Annotated in this window: 17 protein-coding genes and 1 rRNA gene (1 of these 18 cut by a window edge); 10 read left to right on the plus strand and 8 right to left on the minus strand. The window is 33.9% G+C overall.

Features of this window, described 5'->3' with window-relative positions; genetic code table 11:
* Positions 1 to 280, minus strand: a 16S ribosomal RNA gene (locus tag KFZ70_RS01850); it reaches 1,235 nt to the left of the window's first position.
* Between the two features lie 877 nt (positions 281 to 1,157).
* The gene (locus KFZ70_RS01855) at positions 1,158 to 3,110 is read right to left on the minus strand and encodes a putative porin (RefSeq protein ID WP_233244090.1); all 1,953 of its coding nucleotides are present in this window, start codon (positions 3,108 to 3,110) and stop codon (positions 1,158 to 1,160) included.
* 400 nt (positions 3,111 to 3,510) lie between these two features.
* On the opposite strand from KFZ70_RS01855, the gene KFZ70_RS01860 reads away from it, so the two are divergent.
* The 3 genes from KFZ70_RS01860 to KFZ70_RS01870 all read left to right on the plus strand — a co-directional run bounded on the left by KFZ70_RS01860 (position 3,511) and on the right by KFZ70_RS01870 (position 7,831).
* Positions 3,511 to 4,110 carry a ribonuclease HII gene (locus tag KFZ70_RS01860; RefSeq protein ID WP_139698386.1) on the plus strand — a complete coding sequence of 200 codons (600 nt, stop codon included), beginning with the start codon at positions 3,511 to 3,513 and terminating at the stop codon, positions 4,108 to 4,110.
* A 50-nt stretch (positions 4,111 to 4,160) separates the two neighbouring features.
* On the plus strand, positions 4,161 to 6,590 hold the full coding sequence (locus KFZ70_RS01865) for a ribonuclease HII (RefSeq protein ID WP_139698385.1): 2,430 nt from the start codon (positions 4,161 to 4,163) through the stop codon (positions 6,588 to 6,590).
* Positions 6,591 to 6,781: 191 nt separating this feature from the next.
* The gene (locus tag KFZ70_RS01870) at positions 6,782 to 7,831 is read left to right on the plus strand and encodes a nucleoid-associated protein (RefSeq protein WP_139698384.1); all 1,050 of its coding nucleotides are present in this window, start codon (positions 6,782 to 6,784) and stop codon (positions 7,829 to 7,831) included.
* A 53-nt stretch (positions 7,832 to 7,884) separates the two neighbouring features.
* Here KFZ70_RS01870 and KFZ70_RS01875 read toward each other — a convergent pair whose 3' ends face one another.
* Positions 7,885 to 9,177: a T9SS type A sorting domain-containing protein gene (locus tag KFZ70_RS01875; protein WP_139698383.1), complete on the minus strand. Its 1,293-nt coding sequence runs from the start codon at positions 9,175 to 9,177 to the stop codon at positions 7,885 to 7,887.
* A gap of 186 nt (positions 9,178 to 9,363) precedes the next feature.
* Between KFZ70_RS01875 and ppk2 the strand changes: the two genes are divergently transcribed.
* Positions 9,364 to 10,146 carry a polyphosphate kinase 2 gene (gene ppk2 / locus KFZ70_RS01880; RefSeq protein WP_139698382.1) on the plus strand — a complete coding sequence of 261 codons (783 nt, stop codon included), beginning with the start codon at positions 9,364 to 9,366 and terminating at the stop codon, positions 10,144 to 10,146.
* Positions 10,147 to 10,204: 58 nt separating this feature from the next.
* Complete coding sequence (locus KFZ70_RS01885; RefSeq protein WP_199240691.1) at positions 10,205 to 11,158, plus strand: bile acid:sodium symporter family protein; 954 nt, start codon at positions 10,205 to 10,207, stop codon at positions 11,156 to 11,158.
* A gap of 17 nt (positions 11,159 to 11,175) precedes the next feature.
* On the opposite strand, the gene lipB is transcribed toward KFZ70_RS01885, so the two are convergent.
* Together lipB and KFZ70_RS01895 are read right to left on the minus strand one after the other, a co-directional pair.
* Positions 11,176 to 11,880: a lipoyl(octanoyl) transferase LipB gene (gene lipB, locus KFZ70_RS01890; protein ID WP_139698380.1), complete on the minus strand. Its 705-nt coding sequence runs from the start codon at positions 11,878 to 11,880 to the stop codon at positions 11,176 to 11,178.
* A 29-nt stretch (positions 11,881 to 11,909) separates the two neighbouring features.
* Entirely contained in the window at positions 11,910 to 12,068 is a 159-nt protein-coding gene (locus KFZ70_RS01895; RefSeq protein WP_139698379.1) for a YqaE/Pmp3 family membrane protein, read from the minus strand.
* A 244-nt stretch (positions 12,069 to 12,312) separates the two neighbouring features.
* Here KFZ70_RS01895 and lysS point away from each other — a divergent pair, with 244 nt between their 5' ends.
* The 3 genes from lysS (at position 12,313) to KFZ70_RS01910 (ending at position 17,938) form a co-directional block, all read left to right on the plus strand.
* Entirely contained in the window at positions 12,313 to 14,007 is a 1,695-nt protein-coding gene (gene lysS / locus KFZ70_RS01900) for a lysine--tRNA ligase (RefSeq protein WP_139698378.1), read from the plus strand.
* A 799-nt stretch (positions 14,008 to 14,806) separates the two neighbouring features.
* A complete protein-coding gene (locus tag KFZ70_RS01905) occupies positions 14,807 to 17,278 on the plus strand; it encodes a TonB-dependent receptor plug domain-containing protein (protein WP_139698377.1) in 2,472 nt (823 codons plus the stop codon).
* A 189-nt stretch (positions 17,279 to 17,467) separates the two neighbouring features.
* Complete coding sequence (locus KFZ70_RS01910) at positions 17,468 to 17,938, plus strand: hypothetical protein (RefSeq protein ID WP_139698376.1); 471 nt, start codon at positions 17,468 to 17,470, stop codon at positions 17,936 to 17,938.
* A 74-nt stretch (positions 17,939 to 18,012) separates the two neighbouring features.
* Here the strand turns inward: KFZ70_RS01910 and hemL are convergent, their stop codons facing one another.
* Genes hemL through KFZ70_RS01925 form a run of 3 tightly spaced genes read right to left on the minus strand, consistent with a single transcriptional unit; the run spans position 18,013 to position 21,035 of the window.
* Positions 18,013 to 19,299: a glutamate-1-semialdehyde 2,1-aminomutase gene (gene hemL / locus KFZ70_RS01915; RefSeq protein WP_139698375.1), complete on the minus strand. Its 1,287-nt coding sequence runs from the start codon at positions 19,297 to 19,299 to the stop codon at positions 18,013 to 18,015.
* 18 nt (positions 19,300 to 19,317) lie between these two features.
* Entirely contained in the window at positions 19,318 to 20,121 is an 804-nt protein-coding gene (locus KFZ70_RS01920) for a glucosaminidase domain-containing protein (RefSeq protein ID WP_139698374.1), read from the minus strand.
* On the minus strand, positions 20,121 to 21,035 hold the full coding sequence (locus KFZ70_RS01925; RefSeq protein WP_394344305.1) for a 1-aminocyclopropane-1-carboxylate deaminase/D-cysteine desulfhydrase: 915 nt from the start codon (positions 21,033 to 21,035) through the stop codon (positions 20,121 to 20,123). The genes KFZ70_RS01920 and KFZ70_RS01925 overlap by 1 nt, the downstream gene beginning before the upstream one ends.
* A gap of 102 nt (positions 21,036 to 21,137) precedes the next feature.
* On the opposite strand from KFZ70_RS01925, the gene KFZ70_RS01930 reads away from it, so the two are divergent.
* Both KFZ70_RS01930 and KFZ70_RS01935 read left to right on the plus strand, forming a co-directional pair.
* Positions 21,138 to 21,302, plus strand: coding sequence for a DUF5522 domain-containing protein (locus KFZ70_RS01930; RefSeq protein ID WP_158293222.1), 165 nt, complete (start codon positions 21,138 to 21,140; stop codon positions 21,300 to 21,302).
* A gap of 129 nt (positions 21,303 to 21,431) precedes the next feature.
* Positions 21,432 to 22,001, plus strand: a complete 570-nt coding sequence (locus tag KFZ70_RS01935; RefSeq protein ID WP_139698373.1) for a DUF4136 domain-containing protein — start codon at positions 21,432 to 21,434, stop codon at positions 21,999 to 22,001.
* Positions 22,002 to 22,003 lie beyond the last annotated feature (2 nt).

Genomic DNA, 22,003 nt, shown 5'->3' on the forward strand with positions numbered 1-22,003 from the left:
CTATCGTTGCCATGGTGTGCCGTTACCACACCATCTAGCTAATAGGACGCATGCTCATCTTACACCGTAACCTTTAATTATTAATCCATGCGAACTAATAATACTATGGGGTATTAATCTTCATTTCTAAAGGCTATCCCCCAGTGTAAGGCAGATTGCATACGCGTTACGCACCCGTGCGCCGGTCGTCAGCGGTGCAAGCACCCTGTTACCCCTCGACTTGCATGTGTTAGGCCTGCCGCTAGCGTTCATCCTGAGCCAGGATCAAACTCTTCATCGTTAAATTTTAAATATTTTAACAACTATAAAAGAATCTCTAGTACTCAAAATGGCTTATTCTCTTTGTTAAATTAAATCGTTTCCAATTTAATTTTACGCTGTCAATTCAATATGTTTATGAACTTGTTTCTTTTCTTTTCTTAACTCGTTTCCTTGCTAAGCGGGTGCAAATATAAAACCCCTTTTTTTAACTCACAATGTTTTTTTGATATTTTTTTTAAAGTTTTTTTAACTCCTCTAAAATTTAAAATCTCAAAACCTTTATGACCTTTTTTTACTAAAATAACTACTGCTATTTTTAGCGGCTGCAAACATACAACCTTTTTTAAAACTCACAATGTTTTTTTTGATATTTTTTAAAAGTTTTTTTTAACCTTAAAAACCAGATAATCAAAACACCTTTTTTATGAACTTTTAGCTATATGACTACTGCCATTTTTAGCGGCTGCAAACATACAACCCTTTTTTAAACTCACAAGGCTTTTTTTAACTTTTTTGAGAAAAGTTTTCACCCCTATTTATACCTCTAAAACTGTTAATGAACTACGCCCTTTTCAACATTACTGCCGTTTTTAGCGGCTGCAAATATACCTGCTTTTATTCCTTTCTTACAAACTTTTTTAAACCTTTTTTTTAACTATTTCTTAAATTACTTATTACCCGTGGGTTACAACTGCTGCTTTCTTTAACCTTAGACCTAAACAAACACTAGTAAACCTAATACCTCGTTGAAAATTACATATAAATCATATTAAAGGAACAACAAATTCATCCTTATTCTATACTATATTATACAGAGAAGTAGGATTCATTTTTTAGAAAGTAAGAAATACAACTATTAAAACAACTTGAATAAATAAACTGACTTAGTTGCTTTGCTAATGGAAAAAATTCCAGACCAAACCAAAGCGTACAATAAAGTCTCTATAAGGATAGGTTGGCGCCGAATAATAATTATAACCCGTAACCGATGAATTAAAATGCTCTGCCTTGAAGTAAATTCTAGTTCTTCTTATTTGAGCATTTAAAAAGAAATCTAATCTAGGAAACCCGCCAAACTTTCTTTCCTTCTGAACATAAAACTCAGCCATAATTGGATTATAGGCATTCATAAAAAACTCAGTAAAGTAATTAAAAGTAAATCCTGTTTGCAGATACAGGGCTTTTTTAAAGACATGACTCGAGAAATACAACGTGTTTCTGGTATTGAATTCGGGCACATTTAAAACCGAATCTTTATCGGTTACGTTTTGATACTCTATCGTATTATTGAGCGCAAACTTACCTACTTTAAACTCCTTATCTAATCTTACTCTTAAATAATTGATTGTATTTGTACTTTGAAAAGGTGCTACTTGCCCCGTTGATTCACTTTTCATGAAATACACATAATTATCAATGGTAGAAAAATCTACTGAAATATCGGCTATTTTCTTTGATGCTAGTTTAAATCCCAATTGTTGCGTTTCAATATTCTTAAACCTATTTTGCCAGTTATAGCTTAAATAGTTACTTTGATATAATTGGGCATTATAATTAGGTGCTTTTGAGCTATGATTAATTGATGCTTCTACTTCAAAAATAGTTTTAAGCTTAAAGCCTGCTGTTCCTTTTATGTAGTTTCCTTTAAAATCACCCGATAGATTCAAACCGCCTTCACCTGTAACGGCCACGCCACCATGTTGTTTATGATACTTTCCGCCAATGGCGACAACATCACCTATTAATCGATTGGTAATAAGTTGCCCATTAAGACTTACTAAACGGTTATACCCATAATTATAGCTGTTGTTATTAATATTAAAATGCAAATCGCCAATCACATTATTGCTATAATTCAGATTAGCCTCATTGTACATATTCTTTAAAACAACCTTATCTGTTAAATCCCTTGTTTTAAAAGCATCTCCAAACATGGCTGTTTGGGCACTCTGCTGGTCATATTGAAAATACTTGGTTTTATAGGTAAAGACATGTCCTAATGACAATCTGTTTTTTGATACAGAATCGTTAGGCTTTACAATATTAAAGCTATGATCTAAATGATACCTTTTCCCAAGCAATATACTTTCGGCATCTTCAAAATTAACTTCCAGAATAGAACGATCAAAGAACTCTTCATCACCGCTTTCAAAGTTCTCAACACTATCTTCTGTAAGTCCGCCATTTTCCTGATTCATTAAATCTTGAGTCACGATATGCCCTCTAGCATTATAGCGTCTATTTTTACTTTGATAATTTCCAGTCACCCTAAAGTTTCCTGTACTTGTTAAAATATGCTGATACTTACCAAGCGATCTTAGTCCTTTATAAGCTATTGAAAAATTAAATTGCGGACTTAAATTAGCTGAAAAAAAGGCGTCTAACAGTTGCCCTTGCTCAAAAGCACTTCTGTAAAAAAGTTCTGTATATGGCGTAGGCATTCTGTAATAGTTAATATCTTCAACCTCCATATAATTAAAATGCCTTGCTCGTGCTCCTATTTTGGGCATTAAACTGGTGTTTTCAAAATTATAGGTAAGTTGGTTGTAGGTTTGTCCTAAATTGGCAAAAGGAATGAGTCCGAAATTATCCCTTCGCAAATAATTCATTTTATAATCCTTTTGAATGGTTAACGTAGTATCAACAAAGGTGGTGTCATTCTTAAAGGAAATAATCTGATAATCTTGTATGTTTGCTAAAGGCTTACCTTTATCTTTTGAAGGTTTCTGCTTAGGTGGGTTACCAGGAAGCAATAACGAGTCTGATGGCGCCACAGTATTTTGTTCTTGAGTATTCTGTGTTGCAGGTTCATTCTGCGCCTCTACCATTACTGTATACAATAAAAACATACTCAATAAAAAAACAAATTTTATGCTTATACTTCTTGATTTTAGGCAAAATGGTATTTTAAGTCTCATATATTAAGTCTACTCAAATAGAAAATCAATCTTTCTATCCTCAATCATTTTTTTCGAAACAAAAGTAATTATTTGAACGAAAACAACGATTAATTATTTTAAATAAAGAAATCTATAAAAACACCAGCCATCTTTTCCATTGAGACTTTTCTGTTTGATTAAATAGACTTTACTTTATTATAAAGTTAGTCTTTAAACCAAACGGTAAGTGGTTAATTTTTGCAATCGGTTACTTTTAATCCATTTAACGTTCTATTTGGCTTTCAACTTTATTGCTCAACAAGGCATTTCCTGAATTTAAAAATTAGAATATTATCAATATTTTAGCCCTATGCTTTTACAAAATCATTCAGGATATATTTTAGAATGCGGCACCGATGAAGCTGGGCGTGGTTGTTTAGCGGGTCCTGTTACAGCCGCTGCGGTTATACTTCCCCCAAAATTTAATAATGCTGTACTTAATGACTCTAAGCAAATAAGCGAAACAAAACGTTTTACATTAAAACCGATTATAGAAAAAGAAGCCGTATGTTTTGGAGTAGCACATGTGTTTCAAAATGAAATTGACACCATCAATATTTTAAATGCTTCTATTTTAGCGATGCACAAATCTATAGAACAATTAGAAAAAGTTCCTGAATATATTATTGTTGATGGTAATAGATTTAAACCTTTTAATGCTATTCCGTTTGAAACGATTATTAAAGGTGATGGTAAATATTTAAGTATTGCGGCCGCCTCTGTTTTAGCAAAAACCTATCGGGACTTATACATGGATAAAATTCATGAGGAATTCCCTATGTACAACTGGAAAAAAAACAAAGGATATCCTACAAAAGAACACAGAGAGGCTATTAAAACTTACGGAATTACCAAATACCACCGAAAATCTTTTAGATTATTACCCGAACAATTAAAGTTACCGCTATAAGTTTTTTATGCGTTGAAAAAATATTAGGTTTGTAAAAATTGATTCAATCCATGAGACTTTTTTATTTCCCTCTCCTACTTGTTTTATTCCTAGGATGCACTAACTTAGAAACAAAACGTTCTACACTCCTTGATTTTGTTCCTGAGCAGGCTGAAATTATAATAAAAACATCAAATATTGAAGCTCTTAAGGGAAGTATTCACAACAGTGATTTTCTTCAAAACATATCAAAAACAAAGACCTACAATGCTCTTCAACAAAAAATTGAAAATCTATCGTTTTTAAACCCAGAAGGTGATGTTCTTATTTGCCTTTCAAAACAAAAAAATGATAGTATTGATTTTGCTATTATAACACGATTTACCAAAAATCTTTTAAAAACAGATTCTCTACCAGACTATAAAGAAGAATCTGTTACTATAAAAAACACACCCATTACCAAATTAATGGTAAAAGACCAAATGTTTTATAGTGCTGTGATTGACAGTGTCTTTTTTGTATCAACTTCAAAAGAAACCGTTTTAAATAACTTTTCATCAACAAAAAGAGATTTAGATTTTATAAAAGTTTACCATGCTACGGGTGAAAATAGTACGTGCTCGGTCATACTAAAACCAAATCAACAATTCTTAGAATCCGTTTTTATTGAAGATTCTTTAAACCTAAATACGTTTACCAAATACATGGCTTTTGATGCCGAGCTTTCTCAAGATCAGATTTATTTTAATGGGATAACACAAGCCAATGACTCAACGCACATAATAAACATCTTTAGAAATACTGTACCTCAAGAGAATCAAATTCAACATATAACCCCATCAAACAGTGATGGTTTTGTTAGTTTCACTTTTGACAACTTTAAAACCTTAGAGCAAAATTTGGCAACATTCAACTCTAAAGACAGTATTACAACAGCTACAGCTTTATTTAATGATATTACAGAAGTTGGTGTTATTTATGAAGACAACAACCAAGCTATTGTTTTAAATTCTACAGATGTTATTGCCACGCAAGATGCTTTACTGGCAGAGCAAAATAAAATAGATACCTATAGAGAAATTGATTTTTTTGAATTTGACAACTCCAATTTGTTTTCAGAAACGTTTGCACCATTAATCAATTTCAATGCTATAAATATGTATTGTCAAATAGATCATTTTTTTGTTTTTACCAACCGCAAAGACCTGCTTCAAAACATTATTGCAAACTTCCAAAACAAAACAACCCTAGCAGAAACGCAGCATTTTAAAACAGCCAAAGCGAAATTGAGTGACGCCGCCTCTTTTCTTCAAGTAGTAAACACATCAACCCTTCAAAATATCTTAAATAAAAATATTGACGAAAAGCAGCATATTTCATTAAAGGGCTATAATGCTTCTGCCATTCAATTTATATATGACCATAGTTTTGCTCATGTAAATGGTGTTATTGGCAAGAACAAATCAAGAGCGTTAGTCAACTCAGTGACCGAGCAGCTCAATATTAAACTGGATACCGATGTTCTGAATACACCACAATTTGTAAAAAACCATATTACAATGCAAAAAGAGATTGTGGTTCAAGATGTTAACAACCAATTATATTTAATTTCTAATGAAGGAAAAATCCTTTGGAAGAAAAAACTAAGAGGCCCCGTTCTTGGTAATATAGAACAAATTGACATGTATAAAAACGGTCGACTTCAATTGGCTTTTGCCACACCAAACCGTATTTATGTTTTAGATAGAAATGGAAAAGATGTTAGTCCGTTTCCTTTAAAATTCAATGATGCCATTACCCAACCACTCTCGGTATTTGATTATGATAAGAAAAAAAAATACCGTCTTTTAGTAACACAGGGCAAACATGTATTAATGTATGATGTAAAAGGAAAAGTTGTAAAAGGGTTTACCTTTAAATCTGCCGACAACACTATACTCTCTCAACCGCAACATTTTAGAATAGGCAGTAAGGATTATATTGCTTTCAAAACTAAAAACAACTTATACATTTTAAACCGCGTTGGTAAAACACGTGTAAAACCAAAACAATCCCATACCTATTCAGACCAACCTATTTTTCTATATAACAATACTTTTACTACCACAGACTCTAATGGAGATATTATTGCTGTTGATACGAAAGGTAATGTTTCTAAACGTAGTTTAAATCTTTCTGACAATCATAGTTTAACTACTACAAGTAAAACATTGGTTACTCAAAGTGAAAACAAACTCACCATAAAAAACAAAACAACCGATTTAGATTTTGGTGGCTATTCAACACCAAAAATATTTTACATCAATGATAAAATTTATGTAACCACTACAGATTTGCAAGCTCACAAAGTATATCTTTTTGATAGTCAATCTAAAATCATTGCTAACTTTCCCGTTTATGGTAATAGTATTATCGATTTAGATAACATTGATAGAGACATAAATTTAGAGTTTGTAACCAAAGGAGAAAGCAACTCTATCATTCTTTATCAAATTAATTAGTATCATTATGTAATATACGTTATATTTACCCGTAATTAGCTATTAATCAACACTCTCTATTTTAAAAATCTTTTTTAAGTATAAACAATTAAGTCCTCAAATCTAGGAGCGTCAAAGCCTTGTGTTTTGGCGCTCTCTTTTACTCTAATTTCAAGTTAATTTAATACTATTGCATTCTATATTATACACACATGATTTCTAGAAAAAACGCCTCCATTTCAAAATTCATCATTCATAAAGTTGGAAATAAGTTTAACGACACAAAAAATGCATTTTCAGATCAGGTTGTAGATTTTGATGAACCTAGTTATGATTTAATGCTTCCTTTTTTATTACGGCCTTTTGGCACCGTGGTTCAAAGCTACAGGTTTAACCACCATGCCAATATTTCATTAAACGAAATTAATAGCTATAGCGCACAAATCTTTAATGATGAGGAGGCTTTTATTGAAACATCAAAACACATTGTAACCCATTTATATGAACAATCAAGCTCTGCTAATATTAAAACTGGCGATGTTTTAGTGGTACTTTTTGAGGGTATTGAATTTAGAGACATTACTACAAATGCCTTGGGCATCTTCAAAATTGAAAACAAAGTAAACTTTTTTCAAACCTATTTAGAAAACAACAGTTATGACGTGTTGGTTCAGAAAGGCATCAGTTCAAAAAAAGTTGATAAGGGTTGCTTAATTTTAAATCAAAGTGATGCAGAAGGTAACATTATTTTAAGTGTAGACAATAATAACTATGATGCCCAATATTGGATTAATCATTTTTTAAATATTAAATATGCGGATGATGCCAACAACCATACCCAGCAGTATATTTCATTTTGTAAAGATTTTTCTTCTGAAATTATAAAAACAAGTTATGGGGCTCAAGAACAAAATACATTTCTGGCTAAGACTATTGACTTTTTTAAAGAAAATGAGGTTATGAACATTGAGCGCTTTAAGGATGAATTATTTGAAGAAGATAAGCATAAAAAAGAGTTCGACGACTTTAAAAAGGAATTTGAGAGCGAACAAAATTTAGTGTTACGCAATCAATTTGACGTTGCTGAAGCTGTTGTAAACAAAGAAAAACGCAAAATTAAAACCGATATTAAATTAGACACCAATATTCAAATTAAGTTAGACATTGATGCTCCCGATGCCTCGGAAGAATATCTTGAGCGCGGCTATGACGAAGAAAAAAAGATGCATTACTACAAAGTGTTTTTCAATAGCGAAAATTAACCGATAATAAAGACGCTCAATTTAGGTAAGCGTCTTTATTATTTGCTAAATATTTATTTCTTAACAACTTTTTTATGGCTCCATAAACCAGAATCACTTTCTACTTTTAACACATATATACCCGAGCTCAATGAGGCTGTAGATATAGTATCTAAACGTTTATTTATCTTTTCTTTCACCAGAACTTTACCGCCACTCAAGGTATACATATGCGCTGCTTTCAATAGAACATCAGCTTTTAGTTCTATATAATCATCAAAAGGATTTGGATTAACTTGTAAATTACTTGTAAACCATTCATCAACTGAGGCCGTACTTTCAGGCTTATAAGCTCGAATCCAATCGACTCTTAGGGTGTGATTATTAGTATTAGATAATTCCGTGTCCGTTGGAGTAACCTCATTATTTGATCTCCAATCCTGATCTTCTACGCTAAAAAGAATATCCATAGCCTTGCTTAACCCTGTTCGGGTATCATTATTACTATCACCAGGATTAACAGTATTTGTAAAGTATAACGGATCAATTTCATCCATACCTTCTCTATAGGTTACTAAATTGCCATCAATGTAATAATACAAATGGGTTGGATCCTTCCAATACACTCCGTATCTGTGAAAATCATCCTTCCAGTTAATCATGCCTGAACCATCATCTCGAGTAATCCAGGTGGGCTGAATTACATCTACAGGATTACTACCTACATCATTATACTCACTTGGTTGCCAATCTTGAAAAGGGTCTCTCACAAACACATGATGACTCATATGCATTCGTTGTGCATACCAAGTTTGATCTTGACTACCAGAGGGGCAATTTCCGCATAATGTGGCTCCATAACCTTCCATAAAATCAATTTCTTGCGTATCATCGGGACTTAACATCCAACCGCCATTAGCCAAAACCGAATTCATAATTTTTGCTCTAATTTCAATATAAACAGGATAAACTACAGTGTTTCTAGAATGAATGACTCCTGCATTTACTCTATTTGTTTGATATCTCGAGGCAATCAATTTTAACTCTCCGCCTTCTACCAAAGAATGATTTCTTGCCCAAGTAGTCAGGCCTGGCCCAGACCAGCCATTATGATACCAATCATCCCATTTTAATAAGAATGTACTTCCTTTATCTGAGGCTGGTGCAGAATAATTAAAATCGTCTGACACATTATCTTGTAAAACCCAGGCTTTACCTACTCCTGGATCGGCAGGAACTGGAATTCCAGACCAATCTTGCGAAAAAGTAATGGTAATTGAAAAAATAGCTAAAATAGTGTATATCTTAATCACGGTTAAATAGTTTAGTTGTGCCTCTAAATTAACAGTTTCCAAAACAGTCTTCATATTAAAAACTCCAATGTCAAGTTTTTTATAAGTTCCTAAAATCAAACTTGACTAGCTTAATAGCCTGACTAAATAAATATCAATAATGTGTCTATGTAACTATAAGTGAAATACCTTTTTAGAATTAGACTGTAACTCTATTATCAATTTTATATATTTATACAGTAAGCAACCAAAATCTAAAGAATGAGTAAAGGAATATCAAATAAAGACTATGATACCGCATTGAAAGAACTCCATGTAGAACTTGTACACCTTCAGCAATGGGTAAAAAAACAAGGGCTAAAAGTAGTTATCCTTTTTGAAGGACGCGATGCGTCTGGTAAAGGTGGCACTATAAAACGCTTTACTGAACCTTTAAATCCAAGAATTTGTAAAGTAGTTGCTTTGGGTGTTCCAACAGAAAGAGAAAAAACACAATGGTATTTTCAACGTTATGTTCAATACCTCCCTGCCGCAGGAGAAATTGTACTTTTTGATAGAAGTTGGTACAACAGAGCTGGTGTTGAAAAAGTAATGGGATTTTGTACCGAAGATGAATATGATGAGTTCTTAAGATCCTGTCCAGAATTTGAACGTATGCTAGTAAGATCGGGTATTATTGTTCTAAAATATTGGTTTTCGGTAAGTGATGAAGAACAAGAAAGACGGTTTAAAAACCGTATAAACAATCCTTTAAAACGCTGGAAATTTAGCCCCATGGATTTAGAGTCGCGCTCTAGGTGGTTAGAATACTCAAAAGCAAAGGACAATATGTTTGCTCATACAGACACAAAACAGGTGCCTTGGTATGTGGTAAATTCAGACAACAAGAAAAAAGCACGGTTAAATTGCATTAGCCATGTTTTAAGTCAAATTCCCTATGAGAAAATTGACATCAAACCTATAGAATTACCCGAATTACCAGATTATGAAGGTTATGTGCGCCCTCCTATGAATTACCAAACATTTGTACCTGAAAAGTTTTAATGAAACTGTTAGCTAATAATTTGATTGTTAGTATTATTACTAAAAAGGGTATATACAAATGAAAATTGATCGGTTTGTTCTAGCCATAATTGGCACTATCATACTTTCGTATTTTTTTCCTCAATGGGGAAGTACTTCTAGTAGCGTTCCTTTAGATACTATAGGTTCTATTGGGGTATCTCTTATTTTCTTTTTTTACGGCCTTAAACTGAGTCCGAATAAAATAAAGGACGGACTTAAAAACTGGAAATTGCATGTATTAGTGCAAACCGCTACATTTTTACTTTTCCCATTGCTGGTTCTTCTTTTTAAACCCTTTATAATGTCAGAAGAAGGGATTAATTTATGGTTAGCCTTTTTGTTTTTAGCCGCCTTACCCTCAACGGTTTCTTCGTCTGTTGTAATGGTATCTATTGCTAAAGGGAATATTCCTGCAGCTATATTTAATGCCAGTATTTCTGGCTTAATTGGTATTGCTATTACCCCTTTATGGCTAGATCTTTTTATTCCGCAATCATCAGGTGATTTTAATTTAGGTGAGATTTACATTAAACTTATTATTGAAATCCTTCTTCCTGTGATTTTAGGCATGGCTTTACAACGATTTGGTCAAAAACTCGCCAATACCTACCACAGGCAACTAACGCTCTTTGACAAATCGGTAATTCTTTTAATTATTTACAAAAGCTTTTCAAGGTCTTTTGAAGATCGTATTTTTGAGGATATTAGCATTGCTGACCTTCTACTGATTGGCCTTTTTATTCTATTACTCTTTTTTGCTGTGTATCATATTATAGGATATGCATCAAAAGCTTTGAGTTTTAGCATTGAAGATAGGATCACTGCCCAATTTTGTGGTACCAAAAAATCATTAGTGCACGGCACCGTTTTTTCAGCCATTTTATTTCCTCCTACATTTCCTATTGGATTAATTCTACTACCTATCATGTTGTACCATGCTATGCAGATTTTAATTATTAGCGTTTTGGCTTCAAAATTAGGACAAAGATAAAAGCGCTGTATTTATTATTACGATTTTACAAACTCAGCATTAAACAGGTTAGTAAAATGCTTTAGAAGTTTACCTTTAACATCTGCCTCATTAACAGTAGCTTTTCCTAACTCTACATGTAATGACGTTACGGCTTTACCTCGAATTCCGCACGGAATGATATGATCAAAATAACCCAAATCTGCATTAACATTGAGCGCAAAACCATGCATGGTTACCCATCGGCTGGCGCGCACCCCCATTGCACAAATCTTTCTAGCAAATGGTGTTCCTACATCTAGCCAAACGCCTGTTTCACCAGGACTACGTTCTGCCTTTAAACCGTACTCGGCCAGTGTTAGAATAATCATTTCCTCTAAAAACCGAAGGTATTTATGAATATCAGTAAAAAAATTTTCAAGATCTAAAATAGGATAGCCTACAATTTGTCCAGGGCCATGATAGGTGATATCTCCTCCTCTATTTATTTTATAAAAGGTAGCGCCTTTTTCAGTTAATTGCCTCTCATTGAGCAATAAATTTGACAAATCACCACTTTTACCTAAAGTATAAACATGAGGATGCTCAACAAATAAAAAATAATTGGAGGTATTATCATCTGTGTCATCTCTCCTATTTTTAATCTTAGCATCAACAATACCTTTAAACAATTGCTCTTGGTAATCCCAGGTCTCTTGGTAATCTTTATGTCCTAAATCTTGCAGTTCTATTTGCTTATTCATAGGCTGCAAAAATACAATATTTATCGATTTTAATTATTCGGATTATTAAGGATAATCAAAGCCGCTATAACACCAGGCACCCAACCACAAAGCCACAATAAAAAAACAATAAAGATAGAGCCGCACCCCTTGCCAATTACCGCTAATGGCGGACATATTATAGCTAGTAAAACTCTCCAAAAACTCATGATATGATTCTTTTTAATTGATGATTACGTATTGGACGCTAAAGTTTAAGCTTTGTTACAAATTGCGTTAGGGATAGCAGTGAAAATCCGCTTTGTGAGGCACGATTAAAGCGATTGAAACGCATAGCCCGACCCTTGTGGTAACGCCCAAAAATGAGTAAAAAAAATCGTAATTCATTGATAGAAAAAAGGGAATCAAATGTTTATCTTTGTGCCTTTAAAATTTCATACCACACAAAGAGTTATGTCACAATTATCTGAGCAAGAGCTTGTAAGAAGAGAAAAATTAGGAAAATTACGTGCGTTGGGCATTAATCCATATCCAGCTGACTTATACCCTGTAAACCACACCTCAAAGCAGGTAAAAACGCTATTTGAAGAAGGCAAACAGGTAACTATTGCTGGGCGTTTAATGATGATTAAGGTACAAGGCAAAGCGAGTTTTGCTCAATTGCAAGATGCCGAAGGCAAAATTCAGGTATACTTTAACCGTGACGAAATGTGTCCTGACGAAGACAAAACCTTATATAATGACGTTTTTAAAAAACTCATTGACTTTGGAGACTTTGTTGGCATTGAAGGTGAATTATTCACTACCAAGGTGGGTGAAAAAACCGTAAAAGTTAAAAACTTCAAACTGTTAAGCAAGGCGCTAAAACCGTTACCCTTGCCAAAAGAAAAAGATGGAGTGGTTTATGATGCCTTTACCGACCCTGAGCAACGTTACAGACAACGTTATGCTGATTTGGTTGTAAACCCACAAGTAAAGGAAGTATTTGTAAAGCGTACAAAACTCTTTAATGCCATGCGTCAGTTTTTCAATGAGGCTGGATACTTTGAAGTTGAAACACCTGTTTTACAGCCTATCCCAGGAGGTGCTGCTGCCCGTCCGTTTATAACACATCACAACGCTTTAGATGTGCCGCTATACATGCGAATTGCTAACGAACTTTATTTAAAACGATTAATTGTTGGCGGTTTTGATGGTGTTTATGAGTTCTCAAAAAACTTTAGAAATGAAGGTATGGACAGAACGCATAACCCAGAATTTACAGCTATGGAAATTTATGTAGCTTACAAAGACTACAACTGGATGATGGATTTTTGTGAGCGCTTATTAGAGTACTGTGCTATGGCTGTAAATGGCTCTACTAAAGTGACCTTTGGCAAGCATGAGATAGACTTTAAAGCACCGTATGCCAGAGTTACCATGGCGGATTCTATAAAGCAATTTACTGGTTTTGATATTACTGGTAAAACGGAAGGTGAAATAAGACAAGCTGCCAAAGATTTAGGTATTGAAGTGGATGATACCATGGGTAAAGGTAAGTTGATTGATGAAATTTTTGGTGAAAAATGTGAAGGCAACTACATACAGCCTACTTACATTACAGACTATCCTAAAGAAATGAGTCCGCTTTGTAAAGAACATAGAGACAATCCTGAATTAACGGAGCGCTTTGAATTAATGGTTTGTGGTAAAGAAATAGCCAATGCCTATTCTGAGCTTAATGATCCTATTGATCAAAGAGAGCGTTTTGAGCACCAATTAAAACTGGCTGCAAAAGGCGATGACGAAGCAACAGAATTTATAGATCATGATTTTTTAAGAGCCTTAGAATACGGTATGCCGCCAACATCTGGAATGGGCATAGGGATGGACCGATTAATCATGTTTTTAACTAACAATCAATCTATTCAAGAGGTGTTGTTCTTCCCGCAAATGCGACCAGAGAAAAAGACAGTAGCATTAAGCGATAACGAAAAAGCGATTTTCGAAGTTTTAAAAGCAAAGAAAAGCCTTCCTTTAAATGTACTAAAATCGGAAAGCGGGTTAAGCAACAAAGCCTGGGATAAAGGCATTAAAGCACTAACTAAGCACAAGTTAGCTAATGTGATTAAAACGGATGAGGATTTAGTTGTAGAATTGATTTCTTAAAAACCACTCATACAAACAACTGTCTCACTGAGCGCAGTCGAAGTGTTTCCTCAGTGTCACATAAATAAATTAAAAGGATTTACTTTACGGTGAATCCTTTTTTTGTTTGCAGATGGTAAAAACTGTTGCCAATAACTAAGTACGGTAATAGAACAGGAAATGAAAGCGAGATAAAAAAATACAGAGGAACTTAATAAAATATGTTACCTAATAATGCTTGCCGTTGCACAAGTCCTTAATTTCATAAAAACCTGGTAAACACAAAAGCCAGTAAACTCCTTTACTGGCTTTTAAACAAACTAACAAACTAAACTTAATTTATAAACTTATAACTATAACCTTTTAAAGTATAAAAACTTTAAAACCTAATTACATGTTCTAAACAAATTACTCTGCAAATAGACCCAAATATTTCTGTTTAAAGAAGTAATTTAGAAATGTTTAACAGCCATTTTCATAAAATTAATCTTTCCTTAAGAGTTTAAATATCGCTTTGTTAAATTTTTAAGAATTGTTCTATTCACAAATGAACTAATCTTCTTTTAAAATTTCTTTTGGTGACTCAAGCTAGGCCATTTCACTAAACACAAACAACACTAAACTTAGCGTCGCGTTTTAGCTAAACAAACCATAACTATTACTTAAATAACACATTCTTTTAAACCTTTTACCATTTACCTAGTCCTAAAACCAATTTAAATAGTATCCATAGATAAAACATCGTTAATTATTACTTTTATTGGTTTACCTTATAATAAGTCTATATATTTATTAATTAGTATAACAACTTTTTTTTGGTATGACAAAAAATTTAATCCTTGGCTTACTCGCTTTTTTTCTACTTTCATTTTCGTTGCAAACACGTTTTAGAGAGCTTGTTTTTGAAAAACTTGACAACTATACCAATCAGTTTCCTGAAAAAATATACGTACAAACAGATAAGCCCTATTATGCTCTAGGTGATGATATATGGTTTACAGCTTATTTAGTTAACGGAGTTACGCATACAAGGTCATCAAAAAGTCGTGTTATATATGTTGAACTCATTAATGAACAGGATAGTATCGTATCAAAAAGACGCTTGTATACGAATGACGTAAGCGTGGCTGGCGATTTTAAAATTGATAAAGAATTAAAAGCCGGAAATTATCTACTTAGAGCCTATACAAGTTATATGAGAAATAACGGTTCTGCCGACTTTTTTCTGAAAGAATTACCTATTTGGAATATCAATAAAGAACAACAAGCAACAGCTTCACTTAGTACTCCTGTAGAATCCAATAAACCAAACGCAGGTTTAAAAACAAAACCTGAACTTAGTTTTTATCCTGAAGGCGGCAACTTAATTGAAGAATTGTTTTCAAAAATGGCCGTAAAAGTAAAGGATCCTAAAGGCAGAAATATTGCCATTACTGGAGAGATTAAAGACAGTAATCATAACACCGTGGCTAGCTTTACAACACATGATTACGGACTTGGATTAATCACCTATACCCCAGCACCCAATATATCCTATTACGCCAGCATATATATAGATAACCAAGAGGTAAAATACCCCTTACCACAGGCTCTACCACGTGGCTACCAATTAAGCGTTTCAAATTTTGGTCATCAAATTGTTATAAAAGTATCTTCTAGTTCAAATATGAGTCTTAAAAACACCTTTTTAGTAGGCCATCAACGAGGAGAATTGATTTATGAAAAACTAGAAACACAAGACAGTAAAATGTACACCGTAAAACTGAGCACCGAATTATTATCTGATGGTGTAACTAATTTTACCCTTTTTGATAGTAATAGTAAGCCTATTTGTGAACGATTAGTCTTTATTGACAATCCGAATAATGATATTGCTGTTAACCTAAAACTGAGTAAAGCCAATCCAAAAACCCGAGATAAAGTTAAACTAGCTATTAATTTAAAAAACAAGGACAGCTTACCTATTTTTGGCAATTTATCAATGTCTATTACTGATATAGATGCTATTGGGCAAAGCACAAAAAACGGAAACATAAAAACCTACCTATTATTAAATTCTGATTTAAGAGGAACCATTGAAAACCCAGGCTACTTTTTTGAAAAAGCAAACGATCCTAGAAGACGTTACACACTTGATTTAGTAATGCTATCTCATGGATGGAGACGTTTTAAATGGACCGATTTACTGTATTCAAATAACGCTTATAAAGACACATTTAGTCCTGAAAAAGGGATTTTTATTTCTGGTAGAACAAAAGAATTAAGAGGAAAAAAACAACAAATATCTGCTGCCACAAGGCTCACTTTTATGACCAAACCACCATATCAAGACAAGCAACAAGCTGATTCTACTGGCTTATTTAAATATGGGCCTTTTGTATTCTCTGATTCTGTACCTACCTTGATTGAAGCTAGAGTCAAAGATTTCAAGTCTGACGAAGACAGAAAAAATAGATTTGTTTCCATTATTCTTGAAGATGCGCTAAATAGCAGTCCTAGAGTTTCTAGAAATGATCTCTTCAAACCTTTTTTAAAAGACACTTCAAGAATTACTAATTTTATGCATCAAGCTAGGAAAATGGCAGCTTTAGATTCCATTTTCTTACGCGAAGCCACACGCCTTGATGAAGTGGTAATAACAGCAAGAAGACAAGATGAAAAAGAAAAAAGAAATCTTGAGTTAAACGAGCGCACCAATTATGGCTATCCGAGTAATAGAATAGACATGGCTGAAATGGAAAATCTGAGAAACCTTTCCATATTAGACTTACTTAACATGCTTCCTGGAGTAACGGCCTACAATGACTCTATCTCAATTAGAAGACAAGGCTCCCCAAAAATTGTGGTGGATGGTATTCCAGCCGAAATGGCTGATATTCTATATATGACAGGAAATGATGTTGATTTTATTGACGTGTTAAAAGGAGCCGATGCGGTTACATTTAGCAATGCCGGTAATGGTGTTATTGCCGTTTATACAAGAACGGGAAATTTTTCTCAAAACATCCATATTAAAAGAAAACCTGGTATTATTGATTTTACTGCTAAAGGCTTTTATAGTGCTAGAGAATTTTACGCCCCCGATCATATAAATGGCTTTGATGAGGCTACCAGACAAGATATTAGAACCACCCTTCATTGGGAGCCCAAAATAGTATTGAATACTAACCGCCCGCAAGGCAACATATCTTTTTTTACCAGCGATTTAAAAAGCAATTATGCCATAAGAATTGAAGGTCTTTCAGAAAATGGCCAACCCTTTTCGCATCTATCTTATCTGAAAGTTCATTAGTCTGTTTTTAAATAAACATTTAAAAACAGACTTACGGTGATTATAGTGGTTTTAATCACACAGGCCACCCTGCTTTTACGCTTCTTTTCATGACTATAAAATGTTAATAGCTCGTTAAATTAATAGATCTATTAAACCTTTTATTATTTGCCTAGTCTTAAAAGTAAATTAATTTAAAATAGTTAGGCAATGAGAAAAATTTTAGTATTAGTTGCAGCTTTTATTAGCTTACAAGCAGTAGCTCAGGCACCAAAAAAACAAGGGCAAAGACACAAAGAAGGTCGTCAAACGATGATGAATATGTCTGCTGAAGACATGGCAACTCTTCAAACCAAAAAAATGACTCTTATGTTGGATTTAACAGCTTCACAACAGACTGAAATTCAAAAAATAAATTTAGAGAATGCCACGAAACGAAAAGCCATAATGGCTGAGCATAAGGCTAAAAAAGAAAGCGGGCTCTTACAAAAACCAACACAAGAAGAAAAAGTAGCTAGAATGCATGCTATGCTAGATCATAGGATTGCTGTTAAAGCCAAAATGAAAAAAATTCTTGATAAAGAGCAGTATGAAAAATGGGAGAAGGCACAAAAAAGAATGGCTATGAAAATGCAAGATAAAAAGAACGGCATGCAAAAGCGACATGCCCATAAAGAATAATTAGTTTTTATTGATTATAGTTAGTTTGTTGTTAAAAAAACGCATTTCTTAATTATGAAATGCGTTTTTCTTTTTTATAAACTTTTAGAGACTTTGTCTACCGCCTTACTGGTGACATCAAGATCTTCATAGGTTAAAGCATCTGTTATAAACCACGTTTCAAAAGCACTTGGCGCAATATATATACCCTCATTTAAAAGGCCATGAAAGAATGCTTTAAATGTATCATTATTTCCCTTTGCAGCAGACTCAAAATCTACCACTTCAGCAGCATCAAAATGTACAGAAATCATAGATCCTACTCTATTTATGGTATGTGTAACATTATTTTCCGTTAATACCTTAGCAATACCCGTATGCAAATATTTTGTTTTCTCCTCTAATCGGTTGAACACCTCATCATCATTATTTAATGATGTTAACATAGCCAAGCCCGCTGCCATGGCTAAAGGATTTCCACTTAAAGTTCCAGCTTGATATACAGGACCTAGTGGAGCCAAATGATTCATAATCTCATTTCTAGCCGCAAAAGCACCAACAGGTAGGCCTCCACCAATAACTTTTCCGAAGCAAACAATATCTGCTGCAATACCAAAACGCGCTTGAGCACCTCCTTTTGCTAGGCGAAACCCTGTCATTACCTCATCAAAAATGAGCAAAATGTCGTTTGAAGTACATAAATCTCTTAATGTTTGTAAAAATCCTTCTTTTGGAGGTACACACCCCATATTTCCTGCCACTGGTTCTATAATAATACAAGCTATTTCATCCTTATTGGCTTCAATTAGTGCTGCCACATGCTCTGCATCATTATATCTAGCTAATAATGTGTCTTTTGCGGTGCCTTGGGTAACGCCAGGGCTATTGGGTACTCCAAACGTACTAGCGCCGCTTCCTGCTTGAATTAAAAAGGAATCTGAATGCCCATGATAACATCCAGCAAATTTTATGATTTTATCTTTACCTGTAAAACCACGTGCCAAACGTACAGCACTCATACAAGCTTCGGTACCTGAATTTACAAAACGTATTTTATCAATATTGGGCACCATAGCAACTGCTAACTCGGCTATTTCTGTTTCAATTTCGGTGGGCATTCCAAAAGACGTGCCTTTTCTTGCTTTCTCAATCACAGCATTTACTACAGGTTCAAAAGCATGCCCCAAAATCATGGGCCCCCAAGAATTAATATAATCTATCAATCGATTATCATCTTCATCATATAAATACGCCCCTTTAGCCTCTTTTACAAATATGGGTGTTCCACCTACTCCTTTAAATGCCCTCACAGGAGAATTAACCCCTCCAGGAATTACCTTTTCTGCCTCTGCAAATAAGGCACTGCTTCTTTTATATATCATAAATAAATTATTTTAATTTTAAGGTTGTACTATTAACACCTGACCAATACTGAGGTTGGTATCATGTAACCCATTTAATTTTTGAAGTTCTTTTACGGTTATATTATACCGCCTTGAAATAGAATATAAGGTATCTCCTTTTGAGACTGTGTAAACCATTTTATCACTTGTATCTGAAACTTGTTGTGATTTATAGGATTTCCCCAAAACAGCCTTATCATATTCATACAATTTATAACGCTCGATTAAACTAATAAGCTTGGCTGGATATTTTCTATCTGTAGCATACCCTGCCGATTTTAATCCTTTTGCCCAACCTTTGTAATCATCTTTTCTTAATTGAAAAAGCTTTTCATAACGCTTTCGCTCTGTTAAAAACAACGAATGATCTCTAAACGAATACTTGGCATCTTTATACTTTCTAAAGCATTCCTGATCTTCATCATCATCGTGGTAAATCTTTGCTCCAGTCCAACCATGGCATTTTATACCGAAATGATTATTGGCTTCAACAGATAACCTTCCTTTACCTGAACCCGATTCTAAAATCCCCTGAGCCAGAGTGATACTTGCAGGAATACCGTACAATTTCATTTCTTGTTGGGCTGTGTTTTTATGCAAATCAATGTAGTGCTCTGTACTGCTGGCATATACTTTAGGCGTTACCTCAATAACATCTTTTTCTTTATCTTCTTCAATAACCTCTTGAGGTTTTTCAACGGAAATACTAGTTTGATTTGACTTTTTTGTAACGATGCTTTTCTTTGACTTACAGTTCACCATAAGTAAACCCAAGCAAAAAATAAATACAATTTTTTTCATTAATCTATTTCTATTAACGGTAGTTTTTTTCTTTTCAATGCTACATTCATCCCAGTAATACCTTGTAATCCTCCTGTGTGAATGGCTAAAATTTTTGATCCCTTTGGAAAATAGCCTGTTTTTATTAAATCTACAATACCAAACATCATTTTTCCAGTATAAATAGGATCTAGCGGAATGCCTGTCTTTGATTTAAAGCTATTAATAAACGTGATTAATTCCTCATTTATTTTGGCATAACCTCCAAAATGGTACTCTGAAATCAGCTCCCAATTAGATTTTGTTGCAAATTTAATAATATCTTCTTTTAGAAAATCACCTTTTAAAGCTGGAAAACCCAAAACTTTCTGATGACTAAAAGCACTGTTGATTATTCCTGAAATAGTACCACCTGTTCCTACGGCAGAACAGATATAATCAAAATGAGAATCATCTCCATTCAAAATTTCTTCACAACCCTTAACAGCTAAGGGGTTTGTGCCTCCTTCAGGAACCAGATAAAATGCGCCAAACTCCTTAACCAAATTATCTATAAATGCCTGTGATGTTTTATCTCTATAATCGGTTCGGGAAACAAACTTAAATTGCATACCTTGATTTTGAGCAAATTGTAGTGTAGCATTATTAGGAATTTGTTTTTCCAACTCATCGCCTCTTATAATACCTATTGTGTTTAATCCAGACATTTTTCCTGCCGAAGCTACAGCTGCAATATGATTGGAATAGGCGCCACCAAACGTAAGCAACGTTGTATACTTTTTATGCAACGCTTCTTGTATGTTGTATTTGAGCTTTCTGTATTTATTGCCAGAAACAAAAGGATGTATGTCATCCTCTCTTTTCACAAATAACTCAACCCCTTGAAAAGGTAAGTTTACTTCTTGGTTTATGCTATTATTTGTATTACATATCACAAGTGCGAAGATACTTTAAAAACGCCAAAATAGGGCATTGTAATCTTTCTTTACCGCTGCTCACCATCAAAGTTTGTTTAAAATTGATTTATCTTTGTGTTCATGAAAAAGATTATTCCAATTGAAGAAGGCGATTATTATTTAACACCTGAAGGTTACCGCTGTTTTACAGAAAAATATCATTTAAAACGTGGCTATTGCTGTGAAAGTGGATGCAGACATTGTCCGTATGGTTACAATAAAAAAACAAACAGCATTAATAAGTAGTATATGCTTAGGGTTTACCACTGTAATTTGGTACGATTATTGCAGATTTTAAAAGAAAAATTGCACTTAAAATCATCTATATTAAATTTGATTTAAACCTATTATTTGAAAATCAAAATAACTATCCCTATGAAAAATTCACTAAAACCTGTTGCTTTTTTGCTTTTAACACTGCTTGTTATGTCTTGTAGTTCTATTCGCGTTACTGCAGATTATGATACCCAAGCCAATTTTGAAGACTACAGAACGTTTGCCTTTTTTAAAACAGGTATAGACCGCGCTGAAATTAGTGACTTAGATAAACGTCGAATTTTAAGAGCCATTGAAGCTGAGCTTTTAAGTAAAGGGTTTACAAAATCTGAAAACCCCGATTTATTGGTGAGTATTTTTACAAAATCAAGTCAACGTGTTGATGTTTACAATAACGCCTGGGGTTATGGTGCCTGGGGCTGGGGCGGCTGGGGACCTTATGGTGGTTTTTATGGCCCTGGTTGGGGGTGGGGCTGGAATCAGCCTAGCGTTTCAACAAGCACTGAAGGCCAGTTATTTATAGACCTGCTTGATGCTAAGAAGAAAGAATTGGTATGGCAAGGTATGGGTACCGGGTACCTAACCAGAAATATGGAAAAGAAAGATGCCCTTATAAAAGAGTTTGTTTCAAAAATTATGGAAAAATATCCGCCCCAATTAAAAAAATAAGA

It is taken from the genome of Allotamlana fucoidanivorans (assembly GCF_045788535.1).
In the GTDB taxonomy this organism is placed as follows: domain Bacteria; phylum Bacteroidota; class Bacteroidia; order Flavobacteriales; family Flavobacteriaceae; genus Allotamlana; species Allotamlana fucoidanivorans.